Annotated in this window: 19 protein-coding genes and 1 riboswitch; of the genes, 11 read left to right on the top strand and 8 right to left on the bottom strand. The window is 36.4% G+C overall.

Features of this window, described 5'->3' with window-relative positions; genetic code table 11:
- The first annotated feature begins 34 nt into the window (after positions 1 to 34).
- The 3 genes from MKO96_RS25560 (at position 35) to MKO96_RS25550 (ending at position 2,498) form a co-directional block, all read left to right on the top strand.
- On the top strand, positions 35 to 547 hold the full coding sequence (locus MKO96_RS25560) for a gamma carbonic anhydrase (protein ID WP_240589076.1): 513 nt from the start codon (positions 35 to 37) through the stop codon (positions 545 to 547).
- A 262-nt stretch (positions 548 to 809) separates the two neighbouring features.
- Positions 810 to 1,343 carry a phosphatase PAP2 family protein gene (locus tag MKO96_RS25555; protein WP_098110781.1) on the top strand — a complete coding sequence of 178 codons (534 nt, stop codon included), beginning with the start codon at positions 810 to 812 and terminating at the stop codon, positions 1,341 to 1,343.
- A 12-nt stretch (positions 1,344 to 1,355) separates the two neighbouring features.
- Positions 1,356 to 2,498, top strand: coding sequence for a glycosyltransferase family 4 protein (locus MKO96_RS25550; protein ID WP_240589075.1), 1,143 nt, complete (start codon positions 1,356 to 1,358; stop codon positions 2,496 to 2,498).
- A 282-nt stretch (positions 2,499 to 2,780) separates the two neighbouring features.
- Here MKO96_RS25550 and MKO96_RS25545 read toward each other — a convergent pair whose 3' ends face one another.
- Together MKO96_RS25545 and MKO96_RS25540 are read right to left on the bottom strand one after the other, a co-directional pair.
- Positions 2,781 to 3,383, bottom strand: coding sequence for a molybdenum cofactor guanylyltransferase (locus MKO96_RS25545; protein WP_240589074.1), 603 nt, complete (start codon positions 3,381 to 3,383; stop codon positions 2,781 to 2,783).
- Entirely contained in the window at positions 3,380 to 3,889 is a 510-nt protein-coding gene (locus tag MKO96_RS25540; protein WP_000117133.1) for a MogA/MoaB family molybdenum cofactor biosynthesis protein, read from the bottom strand. Before MKO96_RS25540 ends, MKO96_RS25545 begins: the two co-directional genes overlap by 4 nt.
- 333 nt (positions 3,890 to 4,222) lie before the next feature.
- On the opposite strand from MKO96_RS25540, the gene MKO96_RS25535 reads away from it, so the two are divergent.
- Positions 4,223 to 4,402 carry a hypothetical protein gene (locus MKO96_RS25535; RefSeq protein ID WP_000424805.1) on the top strand — a complete coding sequence of 60 codons (180 nt, stop codon included), beginning with the start codon at positions 4,223 to 4,225 and terminating at the stop codon, positions 4,400 to 4,402.
- A gap of 6 nt (positions 4,403 to 4,408) precedes the next feature.
- A complete protein-coding gene (locus MKO96_RS25530) occupies positions 4,409 to 4,588 on the top strand; it encodes a hypothetical protein (RefSeq protein ID WP_240589073.1) in 180 nt (59 codons plus the stop codon).
- A 41-nt stretch (positions 4,589 to 4,629) separates the two neighbouring features.
- Here MKO96_RS25530 and metK read toward each other — a convergent pair whose 3' ends face one another.
- Complete coding sequence (gene metK / locus MKO96_RS25525; RefSeq protein WP_000163113.1) at positions 4,630 to 5,829, bottom strand: methionine adenosyltransferase; 1,200 nt, start codon at positions 5,827 to 5,829, stop codon at positions 4,630 to 4,632.
- Between the two features lie 169 nt (positions 5,830 to 5,998).
- A riboswitch (SAM riboswitch) is annotated at positions 5,999 to 6,120 on the bottom strand.
- A gap of 228 nt (positions 6,121 to 6,348) precedes the next feature.
- On the opposite strand from metK, the gene pckA reads away from it, so the two are divergent.
- Both pckA and MKO96_RS25515 read left to right on the top strand, forming a co-directional pair.
- Positions 6,349 to 7,935, top strand: a complete 1,587-nt coding sequence (gene pckA, locus MKO96_RS25520) for a phosphoenolpyruvate carboxykinase (ATP) (RefSeq protein WP_240589072.1) — start codon at positions 6,349 to 6,351, stop codon at positions 7,933 to 7,935.
- 295 nt (positions 7,936 to 8,230) lie between these two features.
- Positions 8,231 to 8,428, top strand: a complete 198-nt coding sequence (locus tag MKO96_RS25515; RefSeq protein ID WP_240589071.1) for a hypothetical protein — start codon at positions 8,231 to 8,233, stop codon at positions 8,426 to 8,428.
- A gap of 248 nt (positions 8,429 to 8,676) precedes the next feature.
- On the opposite strand, the gene MKO96_RS25510 is transcribed toward MKO96_RS25515, so the two are convergent.
- The gene (locus MKO96_RS25510) at positions 8,677 to 9,060 is read right to left on the bottom strand and encodes an ATP synthase subunit I (protein WP_087982564.1); all 384 of its coding nucleotides are present in this window, start codon (positions 9,058 to 9,060) and stop codon (positions 8,677 to 8,679) included.
- A gap of 277 nt (positions 9,061 to 9,337) precedes the next feature.
- On the opposite strand from MKO96_RS25510, the gene MKO96_RS25505 reads away from it, so the two are divergent.
- Positions 9,338 to 9,559 carry a hypothetical protein gene (locus tag MKO96_RS25505; protein WP_000639043.1) on the top strand — a complete coding sequence of 74 codons (222 nt, stop codon included), beginning with the start codon at positions 9,338 to 9,340 and terminating at the stop codon, positions 9,557 to 9,559.
- A gap of 28 nt (positions 9,560 to 9,587) precedes the next feature.
- Here MKO96_RS25505 and MKO96_RS25500 read toward each other — a convergent pair whose 3' ends face one another.
- Positions 9,588 to 10,493 (bottom strand): DMT family transporter, encoded by a 906-nt coding sequence (locus MKO96_RS25500; protein WP_240589070.1) that lies wholly within the window; start codon positions 10,491 to 10,493, stop codon positions 9,588 to 9,590.
- 197 nt (positions 10,494 to 10,690) lie between these two features.
- A complete protein-coding gene (locus MKO96_RS25495; protein WP_240589069.1) occupies positions 10,691 to 11,014 on the bottom strand; it encodes an iron-sulfur cluster biosynthesis family protein in 324 nt (107 codons plus the stop codon).
- Between the two features lie 121 nt (positions 11,015 to 11,135).
- Between MKO96_RS25495 and MKO96_RS25490 the strand changes: the two genes are divergently transcribed.
- Both MKO96_RS25490 and MKO96_RS25485 read left to right on the top strand, forming a co-directional pair.
- Positions 11,136 to 11,309: a hypothetical protein gene (locus MKO96_RS25490; RefSeq protein ID WP_240589068.1), complete on the top strand. Its 174-nt coding sequence runs from the start codon at positions 11,136 to 11,138 to the stop codon at positions 11,307 to 11,309.
- Positions 11,310 to 11,504: 195 nt separating this feature from the next.
- Positions 11,505 to 12,737: a collagen-like protein gene (locus MKO96_RS25485; protein WP_240589067.1), complete on the top strand. Its 1,233-nt coding sequence runs from the start codon at positions 11,505 to 11,507 to the stop codon at positions 12,735 to 12,737.
- Positions 12,738 to 12,997: 260 nt separating this feature from the next.
- Here the strand turns inward: MKO96_RS25485 and MKO96_RS25480 are convergent, their stop codons facing one another.
- Together MKO96_RS25480 and MKO96_RS25475 are read right to left on the bottom strand one after the other, a co-directional pair.
- Positions 12,998 to 14,218, bottom strand: coding sequence for an ATP-binding protein (locus tag MKO96_RS25480; RefSeq protein WP_240589066.1), 1,221 nt, complete (start codon positions 14,216 to 14,218; stop codon positions 12,998 to 13,000).
- Entirely contained in the window at positions 14,215 to 15,471 is a 1,257-nt protein-coding gene (locus MKO96_RS25475) for an ATP-binding protein (RefSeq protein ID WP_240589065.1), read from the bottom strand. Before MKO96_RS25475 ends, MKO96_RS25480 begins: the two co-directional genes overlap by 4 nt.
- Positions 15,472 to 15,655: 184 nt before the next feature.
- On the opposite strand from MKO96_RS25475, the gene MKO96_RS25470 reads away from it, so the two are divergent.
- Complete coding sequence (locus MKO96_RS25470) at positions 15,656 to 17,686, top strand: catalase (protein WP_240589064.1); 2,031 nt, start codon at positions 15,656 to 15,658, stop codon at positions 17,684 to 17,686.
- Positions 17,687 to 17,701 lie beyond the last annotated feature (15 nt).

Genomic DNA, 17,701 nt, shown 5'->3' with positions numbered 1-17,701 from the left:
ACTTAAACTATTCTCTAGGAAAGGAAGGCTTTACATGATATATCCTTACAAAGAAAAAAATCCGAAAATTGCGAGTAGTGCTTTTATCGCTGACTACGTTACGATTACAGGCGATGTTTCCGTTGGCGAAGAATCAAGTATTTGGTTTAATACAGTCATACGCGGCGATGTGTCACCAACAATCATTGGAGACCGAGTAAATGTACAAGACCAATGTACACTCCACCAAAGCCCACAGTACCCTCTTATTTTAGAAAACGACGTAACAGTTGGGCATCAAGTTATTTTACATAGCTGTCATATTAAAAAAGATGCTTTAATTGGAATGGGATCTATTATATTAGATGGTGCTGAAATTGGTGAAGGAGCCTTTATCGGTGCGGGAAGCCTCGTTTCACAAGGAAAGAAAATTCCGCCAAACACGTTAGCGTTCGGTCGCCCAGCGAAAGTCGTTCGTGAGTTAACAGAGGAAGACCGTAAAGACATGGAGCGAATTCGCACGCAATATGTTGAAAAAGGTCAATACTATAAATCATTACAGAAATAAAGTGAAACTTTAATCAGCCCTCACCAATCTGGCTTTTACGGGTAGCCCGCCCCCCACCTAACTTCTTTGCTTTCGCAGAATTTTGAGGTGGGGTCTTACTGCCCGGTGAATAGCGGGGTAAATTTCCGCTGCCATAAGATTGGCAGCTTTTTTGATGAAAACTAACTTTTTCTTTACAAAACATTATTACTCCCTCAATAAAATCTTATTAAAATAAAAGCTAATATCTCCATATATATGTAAACGAGGGAGGAGAATTTTCATGAAGGTCAGTGGACTGTATAAAATAGAATGTTACATTTTCAAAGGAATTAACCGATACTTTGATCAAAAAACATTAAATATCTTTTTCAGCAATATTACTCATATAGGTGGTGCTACTTTCTCAATCGCACTCACACTTTTCTTTTTAATTTTTGCAAAAGGGACTTTGCATCAAGCTGCAATCGCAACTGCTATTTCTTTAGCAATTAGCCATATTCCTGTGCAAATATTAAAAAGATGGTATCCGCGAAAACGTCCTTATTTAACAATTCAGGATGCAAAATATCCAGTCCATCCATTAAAAGACCACTCTTTCCCGTCTGGTCATACAACAGCCGTTTTCTCTGTCCTTATTCCATTTATTTGCTATAATCCAAGCTTATTTGCTTTTCTATTACCGTTAGCATTATGCGTTGGTATTTCTCGTATTTATTTAGGGCTTCACTATCCATCTGATGTATTCGTCGGTATGTGCCTCGGCACTTGCTCTGGCATCATCTCTTTTTATCAATTCATCCCACTTTTCACATAAAGGAGTGATATGATGAGAGTCGCCATTTTTACCGATACTTTTACGCCACAAGTCAACGGGGTTGCGAAAACACTAGAACGATTAACACGTTACTTTCAGAAAGAAAAGATCGCCTATTCTGTTTTTGCCCCGCAGCATACAGCTGAAGATAATTTCGTAGCTAATGTGAACAAGATGAGAAGTATCCCGTTAACAATATTATATCCAGAATGCCGCTTTTCTTTTCCTACTCCGCGCATTAAACGAGAACTTCTTTCCTTTAAACCTGACATTATTCACATTGCCACACCTTTCAACATGGGACTTTGTGGATTATATTATGCAAAAAAGTTAAACATCCCAGTTGTCGGTTCTTATCATACTGATTTCGATGCTTATTTACGCTATTACAAAATTGAATTTCTCTCTAATATGCTTTGGAACTATTTAAAATGGTTTCATAGTCATATGCAAAAAAATTTCGTTCCTTCATTTGAAACGTTACACCAACTAAAAAATAAAGGCTTTCAGGCCCTCTCCATATGGGGACGGGGTGTAGATTGCACGCTCTTTCATCCATCTTACAATACAGACCTATTCCGAAAAAAATATAATATTACAGCAAAGTATGTCCTTTCCTATATTGGACGGATTGCCCCTGAAAAAGATATTGATACGTTGCAACACCTTATCCTACAAACAGCGCATACTCGAAACGACATTCATTGGCTCATCGCAGGAGACGGTCCTCTAGCATCAAATTTGCGTGAAGCTGTTCCGAAAACAAATGTCACTTTTACTGGATATTTACAAGGTAAGGATTTAGCTGAAGCATATGCTTGTTCTAACATCATGGTATTTCCATCCGCTACTGAAACGTTCGGAAATGTCGTACTCGAATCACTTGCATGCGGTACACCTGTCATTGGTGCAAATAGTGGTGGAGTTAAAAATATTATTACAGATGGAAAAACGGGAGTTCTTTGTCCGCCCAAAAATGAGGACGCATTTCTATCATCTATTTATTCTTTATTGCAAAACGAAACGCAACTTATGCAAATGGGCATAGCGGCTTCGTCTTATGCTAAAACACAAAGCTGGGATGAGATCTTTCTTGGCTTACTTGACCAATATGAAGTAGTCCTTCAGAGCACTGCATCAGAATTACTCGCTTAAACAGAAAAACCCTCTTCATAACATGAAGAGGGTTTATTACATAACTGGAAATTTTAGTTTAATAAATGATACATAAGGTGAAGTATCATATTATTCTTATATTCATTATAACAAAAAGAAACATAACTAAATAGACTTGTAATAAAAACCCATAAAAATTAATATATGGTTATACAGTATTTTTACTGTATAATGATTTTAAGAGATTCCCCTTAAAATCAACTTACTCACATACCTTTATACAGTAATTGTTCCCCAATTTCTGTATATCAAAAAAACCTTTCATTCATTTGAAAGGTTTTTTTGAGCTTGCACATATTCTTCTTTCGTATTTACATTTATAAACCAATCCGCATTCGCTTGTACATCTTCACCAGCAATATATTTCACATTACATTGTGATAAAAGCTGACCCATACTTCTTTTTTCTTCCTGAAGCAAAGCATAAATCTTTTCTTTCACACGATTATGATACGCTGCAAGTAACGGTTGTTTTCTTCCATTAATAATAGGTACAACCGCATCATATTCATTGCTCGTTTGCTCTAGTAAAATGGTAAACCATTCTTGCGAAACATTTGGCGCATCGCAAGGCATAATTGCGTACCAATCTGCTTCTATATATTCCATTCCTGATACAATTCCAGCAAGTGGTCCATTTCCTTTATAATGCGGAATATCTTCTATAACAGGAGCTTGTACGAGTTGCTCTACTCTCTCTTTTATATCGGAGTGACTAATGACTACAACTTCTTGCAACGCAGTTATCATCACTTTCACAATATGCTCAACGAAAGGGGTTCCCTTCCAAATTGCTAATGCTTTCGGCTCACCGAATCTACTCGACATACCACCGGCTAATACAATTCCAGCATACTTACTCATTGGCGATGCAGCTCAAATGTAATATGACCTAATTCTGGTAAAATTAATTTATTCATCGCAAGACGAACTGCTCCGCTAGACCCTGGCATAGAAAAGACAACTTTGCGCCCAATTGTACCGCCGATTGCTCTACTTAACATCGCGCTACTGCCGATATCTTCTAAGTAACTAATCATGCGGAACAACTCACCAAACCCGACAATTTCTTTATCTAATAACGCTGACACTGCTTCAATCGTTACATCACGCTTCGTAATACCAGTTCCGCCATTCGTTAACACGACATCAACATCTTCCCTGTGATAACCAGCTAACACTGCTTGCTGAATACTTTCTTTATCATCTTTTACAATTTCATAAGAGGTCACTGTATGCCCTGCTTCTTTTAATAATTCATGTAATAGTTGTCCGCTCTTATCTGTCTCTTCCGTACGTGTATCGGAAATCGTCACGATCTTGCAGCGCACTTCTTTTGGCGCTTGTTTTTTATGTTCAGTTACACTCATTTTTCATCTTTCCTTCCATTTAAATTTGTAAAATTATGTATAAATCAAAGAATTCAATATGATACAATATAAGTATATTTATCCATATAAAGGAGCTTATTTATGTTTTATAACATAAAACGATATGTACCTATTATACCATTCCTAATTATATTATCCCTTTTTCAATGCATCGCGTACGGGTTTGATATTAACTTTTTAAAATTGTATGTGCTTATGCCTGATGGTGGTATTCGCTCCTATTTAACTAGCACATTAATTCCTCTCGCACTTGCCTACATAGTAGATTTTATATTCAAACGTTCTATCTCTAAATAAGGAGGTCTACATATTATGGAACTTTATAAAAAATTAACAACAACATTTATCCTCTTATTTGTCGCTTCAATCACTGTCGGCTTTTCCTTAAAAGGCGCAATCCCATACGCTACATTAGTAAGTATTATATTTGCAACACTATTTTTACTAAGCAGTGCCTTTTGCGCTGGTAAAGCACGTCAAATGAAAGGTTGATTACATATGTTCCAGAAGAAACCAATCCTTTGTAAATCATGTGAAAAAGAAATACAAACATATGAAAAAGCATGGATTCATATGCCCTTTCCAGCAAGTGGTATGACTAATATGAAAAAGTATATTGAGCTAGACGGCGAAGTGTATTGTAGCTCATGCATTCAAATTGTAAGTAAAACAAAATAAAAAAAGCTTTGCGCTCACCGCGCAAAGCTTTTTTTCATATATTATAGACCAGCTTGCTCTTTTAAAGCTGCAGCTTTGTCTGTACGTTCCCATGTTAGATCTACATCAGTACGTCCGAAGTGGCCGTAAGCTGCTGTTTGTTTATAAATTGGGCGACGTAAGTCTAGCATTTTAATAATACCAGCTGGGCGAAGATCGAAGTTGTTACGAACTAGTTCTACTAGTACGTCTTCAGATACTTTACCAGTGCCGAATGTATCAACTGAAATTGATACTGGTTGTGCTACACCGATTGCGTATGCAAGTTGTACTTCTGCTTTGTCAGCAAGACCAGCTGCTACGATGTTTTTCGCAACATAACGAGCTGCATATGCTGCAGAACGGTCAACTTTCGTTGCATCTTTACCAGAGAATGCACCGCCACCGTGGCGAGCGTATCCACCATAAGTATCAACAATGATTTTACGTCCTGTTAAACCAGCATCACCTTGTGGTCCACCAATTACGAAGCGGCCAGTTGGGTTAATGAAGAATTTCGTTTCTCCATCCATTAATTCTGCTGGAACTACAGCTTTAATTACATGCTCTTTTAAATCGCGATCGATTTCTTCCCATGTAACATCTGGATGATGCTGTGTAGAAATTACGATTGTATCTACACGTACAGGTTTACCATTTTCATCATACTCAACTGTAACTTGCGTTTTTCCATCCGGACGTAAGTATGATAATGTGTCATCTTTACGTACTTCAGTTAAACGGCGAGCTAATTTGTGAGCAAGCGAGATTGGAAGTGGCATTAATTCTTGTGTTTCATTACATGCGAAGCCAAACATTAAACCTTGGTCTCCCGCACCAATTGCCTCAATCTCAGCGTCAGTCATTAGACCTTCGCGTGCTTCTAGCGCTTGGTCAACACCCATAGCGATGTCAGCAGATTGCTCATCGATAGATGTTAAAACTGCACAAGTTTCTGCATCGAATCCATATTTTGCGCGTGTGTAACCAATGCCTTGAATTGTTTCACGAACGATTTTTGGAATATCTACGTAAGTAGAAGTCGTAATTTCCCCCGCTACCAATACTAAACCAGTTGTTACAGTTGTTTCACAAGCTACACGTGCATTTGCGTCCTTTGATAAGATCGCATCTAAAATTGAATCAGAAATTTGGTCACAAATTTTATCTGGATGTCCTTCAGTTACAGACTCAGATGTGAACAGATGACGTTTTTTTGTCATGTGGTAAACCTCCCTACAGTAATTGTATATATTGTACGGAACTCATCCTTAATTTGCCACAAACTGCGACATACATTTATTCTCCCACACAAGCATACAGAAAAACCTTTCCTACTTTACATAGAGGAAAGGTTTAATTTGCTACTTGCATACTGCTTTTTGCCCTTTGCTCTTATCGTTCGAGACCGTTAGCCTCGCACAGGTTTTAGCACCTATTCACCTGTATTTACCACTACAAATGAGGTTGCTGGGCTTCATCGGGCCTGTCCCTCCGCCAGCTCGGGATAAGAGAGTATCCGTCCCAACCTATACTAAAGAAATGATATTCATTTGTCAATTAATATTCACATTTTCCTGAAAGTTTTTCTCAATACGCCTGGAATGAAATATTAATAAGGAAATAATACATTCACACAAACAAAAAGAAATAAATAGTATACATTATTTATATAATTGTGTTATACTCTTGTTGGGGATTACGAGAAATATTTCATTAAATGAAAAGGATGGTATATAAATATGAGTACTGTGAATGTCCAAATTGGTTTACACGAATTATTGAACGGAAGCAATGCACAGATTCAACTAAGTGTTCCGCAATTAGTGGAAAAAGTATTAATGCGAAATGAAGGGAAATTAACTTCTACTGGTGCCGTTTCTGCTTCAACAGGAAAATATACAGGACGTTCTCCTAAAGATAAATTTATTGTGAAAGAAGCATCGGTTGCTGAAAAAATTGCTTGGGGAGCAGTGAATCAGCCGATCTCTGAAGAACATTTTAATAAATTATATACTAAAGTTTTAGAATACTTAAAAGAAAAAGAAGAGTTATTCGTCTTCAATGGATTTGCAGGCGCTGACCGCAATTACCGCCTACCAATTCAAGTTATTAACGAATATGCATGGCACAATTTATTTGTACATCAATTATTTATTCGTCCAACTGAAGAAGAATTAACAACTCATGAATCAGAGTTCACAATTGTTTCTGCACCGAATTTCAAAGCTGATCCAGCTGTTGACGGTACAAACTCTGAAGCATTCATTATGGTTTCATTCGAAAAACGTATTGTACTAATTGGTGGTACAGAATACGCTGGAGAAATGAAAAAATCAATCTTCTCTATTATGAACTTCTTACTACCTGAACAAGATATTCTTTCTATGCATTGCTCTGCAAACGTAGGTGAAGAAGGTGACGTAGCACTATTCTTCGGTTTATCTGGAACAGGTAAAACAACATTATCTGCTGATCCAAACCGTAAATTAATCGGTGATGATGAGCATGGTTGGTCTGATAACGGTGTATTCAATATTGAAGGCGGTTGCTACGCAAAATGTGTAAACCTTTCTCACGAGAAAGAACCACAAATTTTCGATGCAATCAAATTTGGATCTGTTTTAGAAAACGTTATCATTAATAACCAAACGCGTATCGCAGACTATAACGATACTACTTTAACAGAAAATACTCGTGCTGCATACCCTATGCATGCGATCGACAATATCGTACTGCCAAGTGTTGCTGGACACCCAAATACAATCATTTTCTTAACTGCTGATGCATCTGGCGTATTGCCTCCAATCAGTAAGTTATCAAAAGAACAAGCTATGTATCATTTCTTAAGTGGTTACACTAGTAAACTAGCAGGAACAGAGCGTGGTGTTACATCTCCACAAGCAACATTCTCAACTTGCTTCGGTTCACCATTCTTACCACTTGATGCATCTCGCTATGCTGAAATGCTTGGTGAAAAAATCGAGAAACACGATGCGAAAGTATTCTTAGTAAACACTGGCTGGACTGGTGGCGAATACGGCATTGGTAAACGTATGAACTTAGGTTACACTCGTGCAATGATTCAAGCAGCATTAAGCGGCGAACTTGCGAAAACTGAAACAGCTAAACATGACATCTTCGGTCTTGAAGTTCCACTTCACGTACCAGGTGTACCTGATGAAGTATTAATGCCTGAACAAACTTGGGCTGATAAAGCTGCTTATAAAGAGAAAGCAATCGAACTTGCAAGCGAATTCAAAGAGAACTTCAAAAAGTTCGACAGTGTTTCTGAAGATATTATTAAATTAGGCGGTCCAATCGCTTAAGTACAAATTTTCTGTTGGAATAACCCTTTTACTCATATGAATAAGTGTCGTGTAACCGTAAAGTTTCGCGTACTCACCGACAAAACCCAATGCGGCTTAACGATTACACACACTTACATAAAAAAGAAGCTTACGTTTTTTACGTAAGCTTCTTTCTATATCTTCTCTCTTCATCTGTGACTTAGCTCATAAAATTGCATACCAACATCCATAAATTTACTAAAAATTCATTTTATAATCATTCATTTTTAGTTTTTTATGATAAAATTTACATATACAGGAAAGGAAGAGGGCTATGAAAAATTTTTCTCGTACAGGAAAAATATTATTCAGTTATGGAGCCATTCAAATGTTTTGGGGAATTTTGATGCTTAACGTTCATTTATTTGAGCATACAAGTGAAACGATAAAATACATTATTCTAATTACCGGAATAGTTTGTTGTATTGTATCTAACTTTTTTAAAGAACCTGAGAGTCATACTACTAAGTGATTTCATGTTAACTTATTGGAAGCGGAAACCTATATTTTATACAAAGTTACGCTTCCTATTGTACCATCCGTCGCTGGACCCCTTATTCCAAAGTAAGCCAATTTTCACACAGACAAATCACGGCTTCGAACATATAAATTATATCCCTACTCACTACATCCATCCGGTTTCACACCGCATGAGGCTAAAAAAAGCTCGGACCGCTTCTATCCCTCGCCGGATCCTCTATTCCATCTAAAAGAGGTTTTTTAGCTCTTTGTTAATTCTTCCTCATCTTTCATACTATAGTAGCCTAAATTCACAACGATTAAGAAATAGCCACCCAGAATCCCTACTGCAAATGCCCACATAACCATATGATGTTCAATTTCGTACATAATAACAGCACCCAAAATAGCAGCTGCAAAACGATTAAACATACCGAGCGTCGGTGCTTTCGTTTTCTTTACGATACTATCTCCAAGCTTCTCAATTCGTCTCCCTAAAAGCCAAACACAATACATACTTACAACCAGTCCAATTCCAGCACCTAGAAAGTGAGCTGAAAACGGCGTTAACATCCAGCCTAGTAAAAGAAAACCTAGTAAATAATACGATTGAATTTTAAACGATCTTAATGACATACTAATCATGCTGTTCTCCTCTTCAGTAATTTTTATCTATCCAACAAAAAAAATTTCCAGTTTATACTACTTAAATTCATTTCACTCAAATTAAAAACAACATAAACAGTATGTTTATGTTGTTTGAATGTTTTCAGGAAATAATATTATACAAGATTTTAAACATCATATTCTCATAATTTGTGACGTTTTTCCAAACATTTTTCGTCCATTTATGAAAAAAGTGATATCAATCTATGAACATACGGATATGATGTAATAAGCACACAAATAAAGGGGGCGTCTAATGATTTATTTTTTAATGGCTCTCATTCACCTCATTATCCCTGCACTTATTGGACTTTCATTGTATTGGTACACGAAAAATCATAGTATTTTCTACGCTGTCCTCGGTGTCCTTCTTCCAGGTATTATTCTTATCACACTCTTCCGTATTCCATTTTTAAACTTAATTCCACTTATTACTGCTATCTTATTTCTCGTCTTCTTACCAAAAATAAAAAAATAGGAAAGCAGATCATAGGTGATCTGTTTTCCTATTTTGATATAAGTTCCTCCGCAATAGAATGTACTTTTACTTTCTCCGATTTTACAAACCATAGGCCGAAGAAAATGATAATTCCACCGATTATTTGTTGAAACGATACATATTCATTTGCCCATATAGCTGCAAATAATACAGCTACAAGCGGCGTTATATACATATATACCATCGTATGTGACGCGCCAATTTTTTGAATACCAACATACCATACCACTAAACCAAATACTGTTACAAAGAAAATGGAATATAGTAAAGCGAATAGTGTCATTCCATGTGTAATGTGAAATGGCATTATAAATACATGTGGTCCACTTATCAATAAAAGTGGAATCGCGCCAACTAATGCTGACCATGCGGTAACACGTAGTGCTGAATATTTTTTAATTAATGGACCTGCTAAAACAGGATAAAGCCCCCAGCATATTGATGTAATAAGTCCAATTCCGTTACCATAAAAAGAACTAGCAAGCGAATGCCCTGCTACTAAAACTAATGCAGCACCACCAAAGGCAATGATAGAACCGACGAACTTTCGAGAAGAAAACTTTTCTTGTTTCAAAAAAATAGCAAATACAGTTGTAAAAATAGGTGAAATAGAAATGAGTAAAGAGGCATTTGTAGCGGATGTATATTTGACAGTTTCCATAAATAATGTTTGATACAGTATAATACCTACAACGCTAACGATGATTAATCTAGGTATATCCTTTCGTTCCATATAAACCGACTTTTCAATAAAAAATGTTAGGAGTAACATAAGCGGTGCCGCTGATATCATCCGAAGTGCAGTAAACTCAATTGCTGTAAATTCTAAAAGTCCATATTTCGCAATCGTAAAATTAATCCCCCAAATAATAACGACACTTAAAATTAATAACTCAATCCCCCATCTTCTCATACGTATCCCCCTCCGCAAATAAGATTATACAGAAAATTCAATCACATGTACATTTCATTATGTGAAAAAATCTTTGTATTGTATGGAGAGGTTTGCTTTTTTTGGTACATGAAATTATATCGGTGATTTTTTAAATATAGCGACTTGGACAATAAAAAAAGATGGTCCAAAAATATTTTGGAACCACCTTTTCTTTCTTACACTCGAACGTGTAACTTCATATTTGGATTATAAAATTGGCTCGGGCTCTTCAGCTGAAAAGTTCCTCCAACTTCATGCCAATCAACTATTAACTTATCATCCATAAATACAAGCTTTGTGCGATCTGCGATAAAATTCATTACGCTAGATTCGATATCCACATCGCGCTCATCTTTTTCTGCTACAGCTACTAAATCGATAATTCCGCTCATGACACAACCGCAACCTTCATTATCGTAAAATAACTTTATATATTTCGCTTCATTTGGAATCGTATCCATAATCTTTTTATATGCTGATTCTGTTACAGTAACGTACATACGTTAATCTTCATCCTCTCTTCTCGTATCATTCATATATTGTACCACCATTTTTCCTGAAAATTATATACAGAAAATTAAGACTAATATAGAGTGTATGTAATAAAGGAGGTTATCACTCATGTTCAAATTACTGCGATACCCCATCTTCTTAGGTCTACTCGGTAGCTTTTCTATTTCTAGCGGAATGGTATTACAACATACACTTTTCTATGCTCCTTCTATTGGCTGGATTTTAGGCTTTATTTGTTTCCTAACCGCTTCTTATTTTGCTATGAAAAATAAGAAAAACTAACAAGGCAGAAATTTTTTTAAGCAGGAGAAACAAACATGTCACTCATCGTTAGATCTAGCACAATCTAATTCTCCCCTATTTTTGAAATCTAGACATACAATACGAGCGACCACACAAAAATATAGAATTCATAATATATATATAGTGGTTCTATTTTTAAAACTAGATTCTCAAAATAGAGAAAGGAGAACGTACATGTACCCACGTAATTGTTTTAGTTGCGACGGCAGACGTAACAGTGGTTCTAACGGAAACACTGGGCCTTCTGGCAGTATTGGACCCACTGGCGCTACCGGGAGCACTGGACCTTCCGGTGCTACTGGACCTACGGGTAGTGCTGGTTCTACCGGAGCTGGTTTCCAAAGTACTACCGCCTTTAGTCTAGCAGACGCTCCAACCTATAAAAAAGGACAAGTTGTCACTTATACGAGCAGCGGCTATGTTGTAAAAAAAGATGCACCTCAAGGGTTTCCGAATATATCTCCAGATTATATCGTATTAGTAGAAAGTGGACCTACTGGTAGCACTGGGCCTACCGGGAACACTGGATTTACTGGCATTACCGGACCTTCCGGTAGCACTGGACCTTCTGGCATTACCGGACCTTCCGGTAGCACTGGGCCTTCTGGTAGTACTGGACCTTCCGGTAGTACTGGACCTTCTGGTAGCACTGGACCTTCCGGTAGTACTGGACCTTCTGGTAGTACTGGACCTTCTGGTAGTACTGGACCTTCTGGTAGTACTGGACCTTCCGGTAGTACTGGACCTTCTGGCATTACCGGACCTTCCGGTAGTACTGGACCTTCTGGCATTACCGGACCTTCCGGTAGTACTGGACCTTCTGGTAGTACTGGACCTTCTGGTAGTACTGGACCTTCTGGCATTACCGGACCTTCCGGTAGCACTGGGCCTTCTGGCATCACTGGGCCTACTGGAATTGCCGGCAGTGCTTCAGCAAAAATTATTGTTTTTCAAGGAACAAATGCTGGTTTTCAACGTATAGCGGGTTCTCCTGGAATTGACTCCAATGTTATTCCATATGTCACTGCTGGAGCCGGTAGTATAGTTGGCTTTGCTGCATCTATAAATGTAAATAACTTACCTGTTGCTGTTTATACGATTAATATTTGCAGGAATGTCCCAACAAACCTCACTGCCCCTACTGCTAGTTACATCCTATCTACTATTACTTTAACTACCACTGACAAAATTACAGGAACTATCGTATTTTCAATTAAACCAACGGATACTGGATCAGGACAAATTCAAGTGTTTAATCCTAATCCAGCAGTAGGTCCCGCTACTGTAACTTGGACTAGCATTACAGCTGGAAACTCAGTTTCGAGAGGAGATGCTATTTCCCTTCATATTACCCCTGGCATTACTGCAAGTGCTGTATATTCTATTTTTTTAATCACTGATATATAGCCCTTACTAAAAAATAATTTATTTAACAAAAAAAGACCCGAGATTCGGGTCAGCAAATAGAAATACAAATGAATTAAAACAAATAACAGACAAGTTCAGTATATACTATTATCGTAAGAAACCATATATTGGTATTTATGTTATATGCACTATGTTAATATAATTAACTTGCCTACCTTTATCAACACGTCTTACTCTCATCCACAATAAAAAAGGGAGATCACTCACAAATAAGTGATCTCCCTTTTAAAAATATTTTTTCATTGCATCGGCAATACAATCTTCACAGTCGTTCCAACCCCAACTTCACTTTCAAAACTCATTTTACCATTGTGATCTTTAATAATTTTTTCTGTAACTACTAAACCTAAACCTGTTCCCGTTTCTTTCGTTGTGTAAAAAGCTTCATTTAACTTCGGAATTTTGTCTTTTGGAATACCGCAACCCTCATCCTTAACTTGGACAATGATTGCATCTTCTACAGTCACTTTAATCGTAATCGTTCCGCCAACTGACATTGCTTCAATCGCATTTTTAATTAAATTAAAAAATACTTGCTTTAATCGTTTTTCATCGCATGTAATCGATGGTATGTCTTTACTATAAATACCTTGTATGTGCACTCCTTGCTTTAAAGCAGGCTTCCCCATAACTCGAATAACATAAGCGATAATTTCTTCTATATTATGAACTTCTGATTCTAATGATTTAGATTTCTCAAATCCACTAAGTTCTGTAGCGATTGTATGAATTCGTTCTACTTCTTGTTTCATAATATCACTATATATTTTATCCTCAGGATATTTATTTGCTTGCTTATTCACAAATTTATCCAAATTAGCTAGAGGTTTTCTAATTTTGTAACCAATAACTGTAGCCATTTTCCCAACAGTTGCTAGCTTTTCTGTTTGTTGTATTTCTTTATCCATCATCTCAAGCGTACGAACGTAAGATTGAAACCTTAAAAACATAATCCAACATATGATAGTAAATACGCTATATAATGTCATTGGAATTAAAACGAGTGATGAGTGAATGATGATTCCTATAAGAGCGTATTTCCCAACAAGTATGCTCGGAACTAACCAAAAATATCTTTTATTCACAAAGAGTGGGGCAAATAAAATAAAAAATCCTTCTACTATATTCCCACCATCAAACTCAGCATCACTACCGTAGTAAATCATAAAATTATGGATAAAATCTAATAGATTATATCCAATTAAAATAATATATTTCACTGCAAATGGATTTTTCCATTTCATAAAGTATATTCCAGTGCAAAATAAGATCACCATTAGAAAATAAAGCCACAAACCTAAACCATCTTCAAATTGTCCTACTCCTTCTTGCTCTCCTCCTATTAAAGGTACAATAAATTCGTAGGCAAGATCGTATACAAAAAATATAATGAAAAATAAACTTAAAAATATTTTCAGTGCCTTCATTTCTTCATTTTTAAATATATCGTCTTTATTCATATCGTAACTCCTAGCTTTTCTCCCTCTTGGATTTCATTATTTCCACGTTGCTTCGGGAGCATGATATCTATTCTAGTTCCAATATCTCTTTCACTTGAAATATGTAATTCACCAAGATGCTGTTCAGTAACAAGCCGATTCGCTACCGTAAGACCTAGGCCAATTTTATCTTGTTTTGTTGTATAAAAAGCTTCTTTAACACGGGCTAAATTTTCTTTCTTAATACCGTAACCATTATCAATTACACTTAGCATTACATAATCTCGTCCTTTATTTTCTAACCGTAACTCTAATGTGCCACCTTGCTCCATTGCCTCCAGAGCATTTTTTATGACATATAGAAAGACTCCTCTTATTTTCCGCTCATCACATTCAACTTCTATCGTCTTTTCTTCCATATTAGAAATAAACTGGACGCTAGATTCATTCATTTTTTCGCGAACAATTGTTACTGCTTGTAATGCAATTTCACCTATATTATGTTTCTTATAAACAGAAGGTTTACATGTAGCAACTTCCATTAACTCACTTATCATATTATTCATATTTTCTATTTCAAAAATCATCTGTTTGTAAATAGGGTCCTCCCCATGCTTCTCTCGTTGTAATTGCGTAAACCCTTTTAATGAAGCAAGTGGATTTTTAATTTCATGTCCCACTGCCGCTGCCATTTTTCCAATTACTGCTAATTTTTGCGATTCACTAGCAATCTTAATACTTTCCTTTACCGCTGAAAGGTATTGTATAAATCGATTTAAAATGATGTATGCCGCTATTAATACGAGTGTATACATAATGAGGAACATAAATCCTTTTACTTCCTTTAATACAAATAAATAAATCACATATTTCCCTACAATAGTCGAAAGTACAAACACAAAATATTTTTTATTTAAAAATATAGGTACAAAGAAGATGAAAATAATTTCTATTATATTTACTCCATCAAATGCCGCCTCATTATAAAGCATATACGAAAGTATATTAACGATTTCTATTCCTATGTATGCAAATACACATGCATATTTAACAAGGTTCGCTTTCTCTTTTTTTATTAAATATACATTTACACCGAGTATTGCAGTTCCGCAAATAACTTGCCATAGTATGCTATGTCCCTTATCCGTTAGTGATTTATTTTCTAATACGATTGCATAGAAAACTTGGTATGAAACAACAATGACATATAGCACCCACAAAAGGATTTTGGCATTCCTTTCTTCTTCTTTATATGATAGAAAACTTTCTTTCACTTCAACACCCCTTCAAAATAATATCTCTAAGAATACCATTTATTATAATAAATGATTTTCTTAGACAAACAAAGAGAAATCGAACATTTGAGGGAAATCATTCCAATAAAGCAAAGTATCTTCAGACTATATATAAGCATAAAAGCTATAAACAATAATACGTTTATTATGGGAGGTGTTTTATATGAACGGCAAAAAAAATAAAAAAACAGAACAACTGGAATCCTTCATGCGTGAGAATGAAGGAAAGAAAATGACAACAAATACAGGTGTTACAATTTCAAATGATGAAAATTCTTTAACTGTTGGTGATCGTGGTCCTACCCTTCTAGAAGATTTCCTGATGCGAGAAAAGCTTTCTCATTTTGACCGTGAACGAATCCCTGAAAGAGTCGTTCACGCACGTGGATACGGTGCACATGGTATTTTTGAGCTATATGAATCTTTAGAAGAGCTAACAATGGCACACTTTTTACAAGACCCTTCCAAAAAAACACCTCTTTTCGTTCGCTTCTCTGAAGTGGCTGGATCAAAAGGTGCGAATGAAACAAATCGAGATGTACGAGGGTTCGCCGTTAAATTTTATACAGAAGAAGGAAATTTTGATTTAGTAGGAAACAATATTCCTATTTTCTTCATTCAGGATGGCATTAAATTCCCTGATCTTATTCACGCCCTTAAACCTGAACCGCATAATGAGATTCCACAGGGACAAACAGCACATGATACATTTTGGGACTTCATCGCCAATAACCAAGAATCGGCTGCGATGATGATGTGGATTATGTCTGATCGTGCCATTCCAAAAAGTTTTCGAATGATGCAAGGGTTTGGCGTTCATACATTTCGCTTAGTAGATAAAAATGGAAAGTCACGATTCGTAAAATTTCACTGGAAGCCGAAGCTCGGCATTCACTCATTAATTTGGGATGAAGCGCAAAAATTAGGTGGTGCTGATCCAGATTACCATCGCCGTGATTTATGGGAAAATATTAATGCTGGAAACTATCCTGAGTACGAACTTGGCATTCAAATTTTAGAAGAAGAGGATGAATTTAAATACGATTTCGATATATTAGATGCGACGAAAATTTGGCCTGAAGAAGATTTCCCCGTTAAAATCATTGGAAAAATGACATTAAATCGCAACGTCGAGAATGTATTCGCTGAAACAGAACAAGTCGCACTTCATCCTGGAAGTATCGTCCGTGGTATTGATTTCACCAATGACCCGCTCTTACACGGTAGGCTCTTTTCTTATACAGACACTCAATTGGCACGCGTCGGTACAAATTATCAAGAATTACCGATTAACCGTCCTGTATGCCCCTTTCATAACAATCAAAGAGATGGTGCATCTAAATATATAATTGATAAAGGAAAAATCGCTTACCATAATAATTCCTTAGCAAATAACACTCCTTACACTGTCCCTGGTACAAAGGGTGGGTTCGTTACATATCCTTCTACTGTATCAGGGCATAAAACGAGAGAAACAGCCGCCAGTTTCAAAGATCATTTCTCTCAAGCACGTTTATTTTGGAATAGTATGAGTAACGTCGAAAAAGTTCATATTATGCAAGCCTTCTCCTTTGAATTAGGAAAAGTAAAAAGTAAATCCGTCCGTCAACAAGTCGTAAATATGATTGGACATATTAGTAGTGAACTAGCTACGTTAGTCGCTGAAGCTGTCGGAGCAAAAGTCCCAAATATTCAAGAATCGAGCGTTACGAAATCATCGCCAGCACTCAGTATGGCAAATACGACATTTAGTCCTAATACATTACGAGTAGGTGTCATTGTTGCAAATGGATATGACGGACAAAGCGCACAATATATAATAGATCAATTCAAACAAGTTGGGTTACAGCCAGTGATCGTTTCCGAGCGGTTAGGTATTGTGCAAGGAACGCAAAATATACGTTGGGACGTGAATGATACTTTTTTAACAGGATCCTCACTTCTTTATGACGGGCTACTTCTTATTGGAGGAAACCTTGATGAACAGTTTCTTAATAAAGCGAGTTCATTTGTCGTAGAATCATATAATCATTTTAAGCCAATTAGTGCCTTCCAAAATGGATCTACTGTTATTCAATCTTTAAATATTGAAGGAAAGCCTGGTGTCTTAATAGAACAAAACCCTACGCTTCTGGCAAATGAATTTATTAAAGCTATGACGAAACAACGCTTTTGGGATAGAGCATATGAATAGGTTAGGGGGATAATT

The sequence above is a fragment of the Bacillus sp. ES1-5 genome, assembly GCF_022487605.1.
GTDB classification, from domain to species: Bacteria; Bacillota; Bacilli; order Bacillales; family Bacillaceae_G; genus Bacillus_A; species Bacillus_A wiedmannii.
This window is presented reverse-complemented; position numbering and strand designations above follow the sequence as displayed.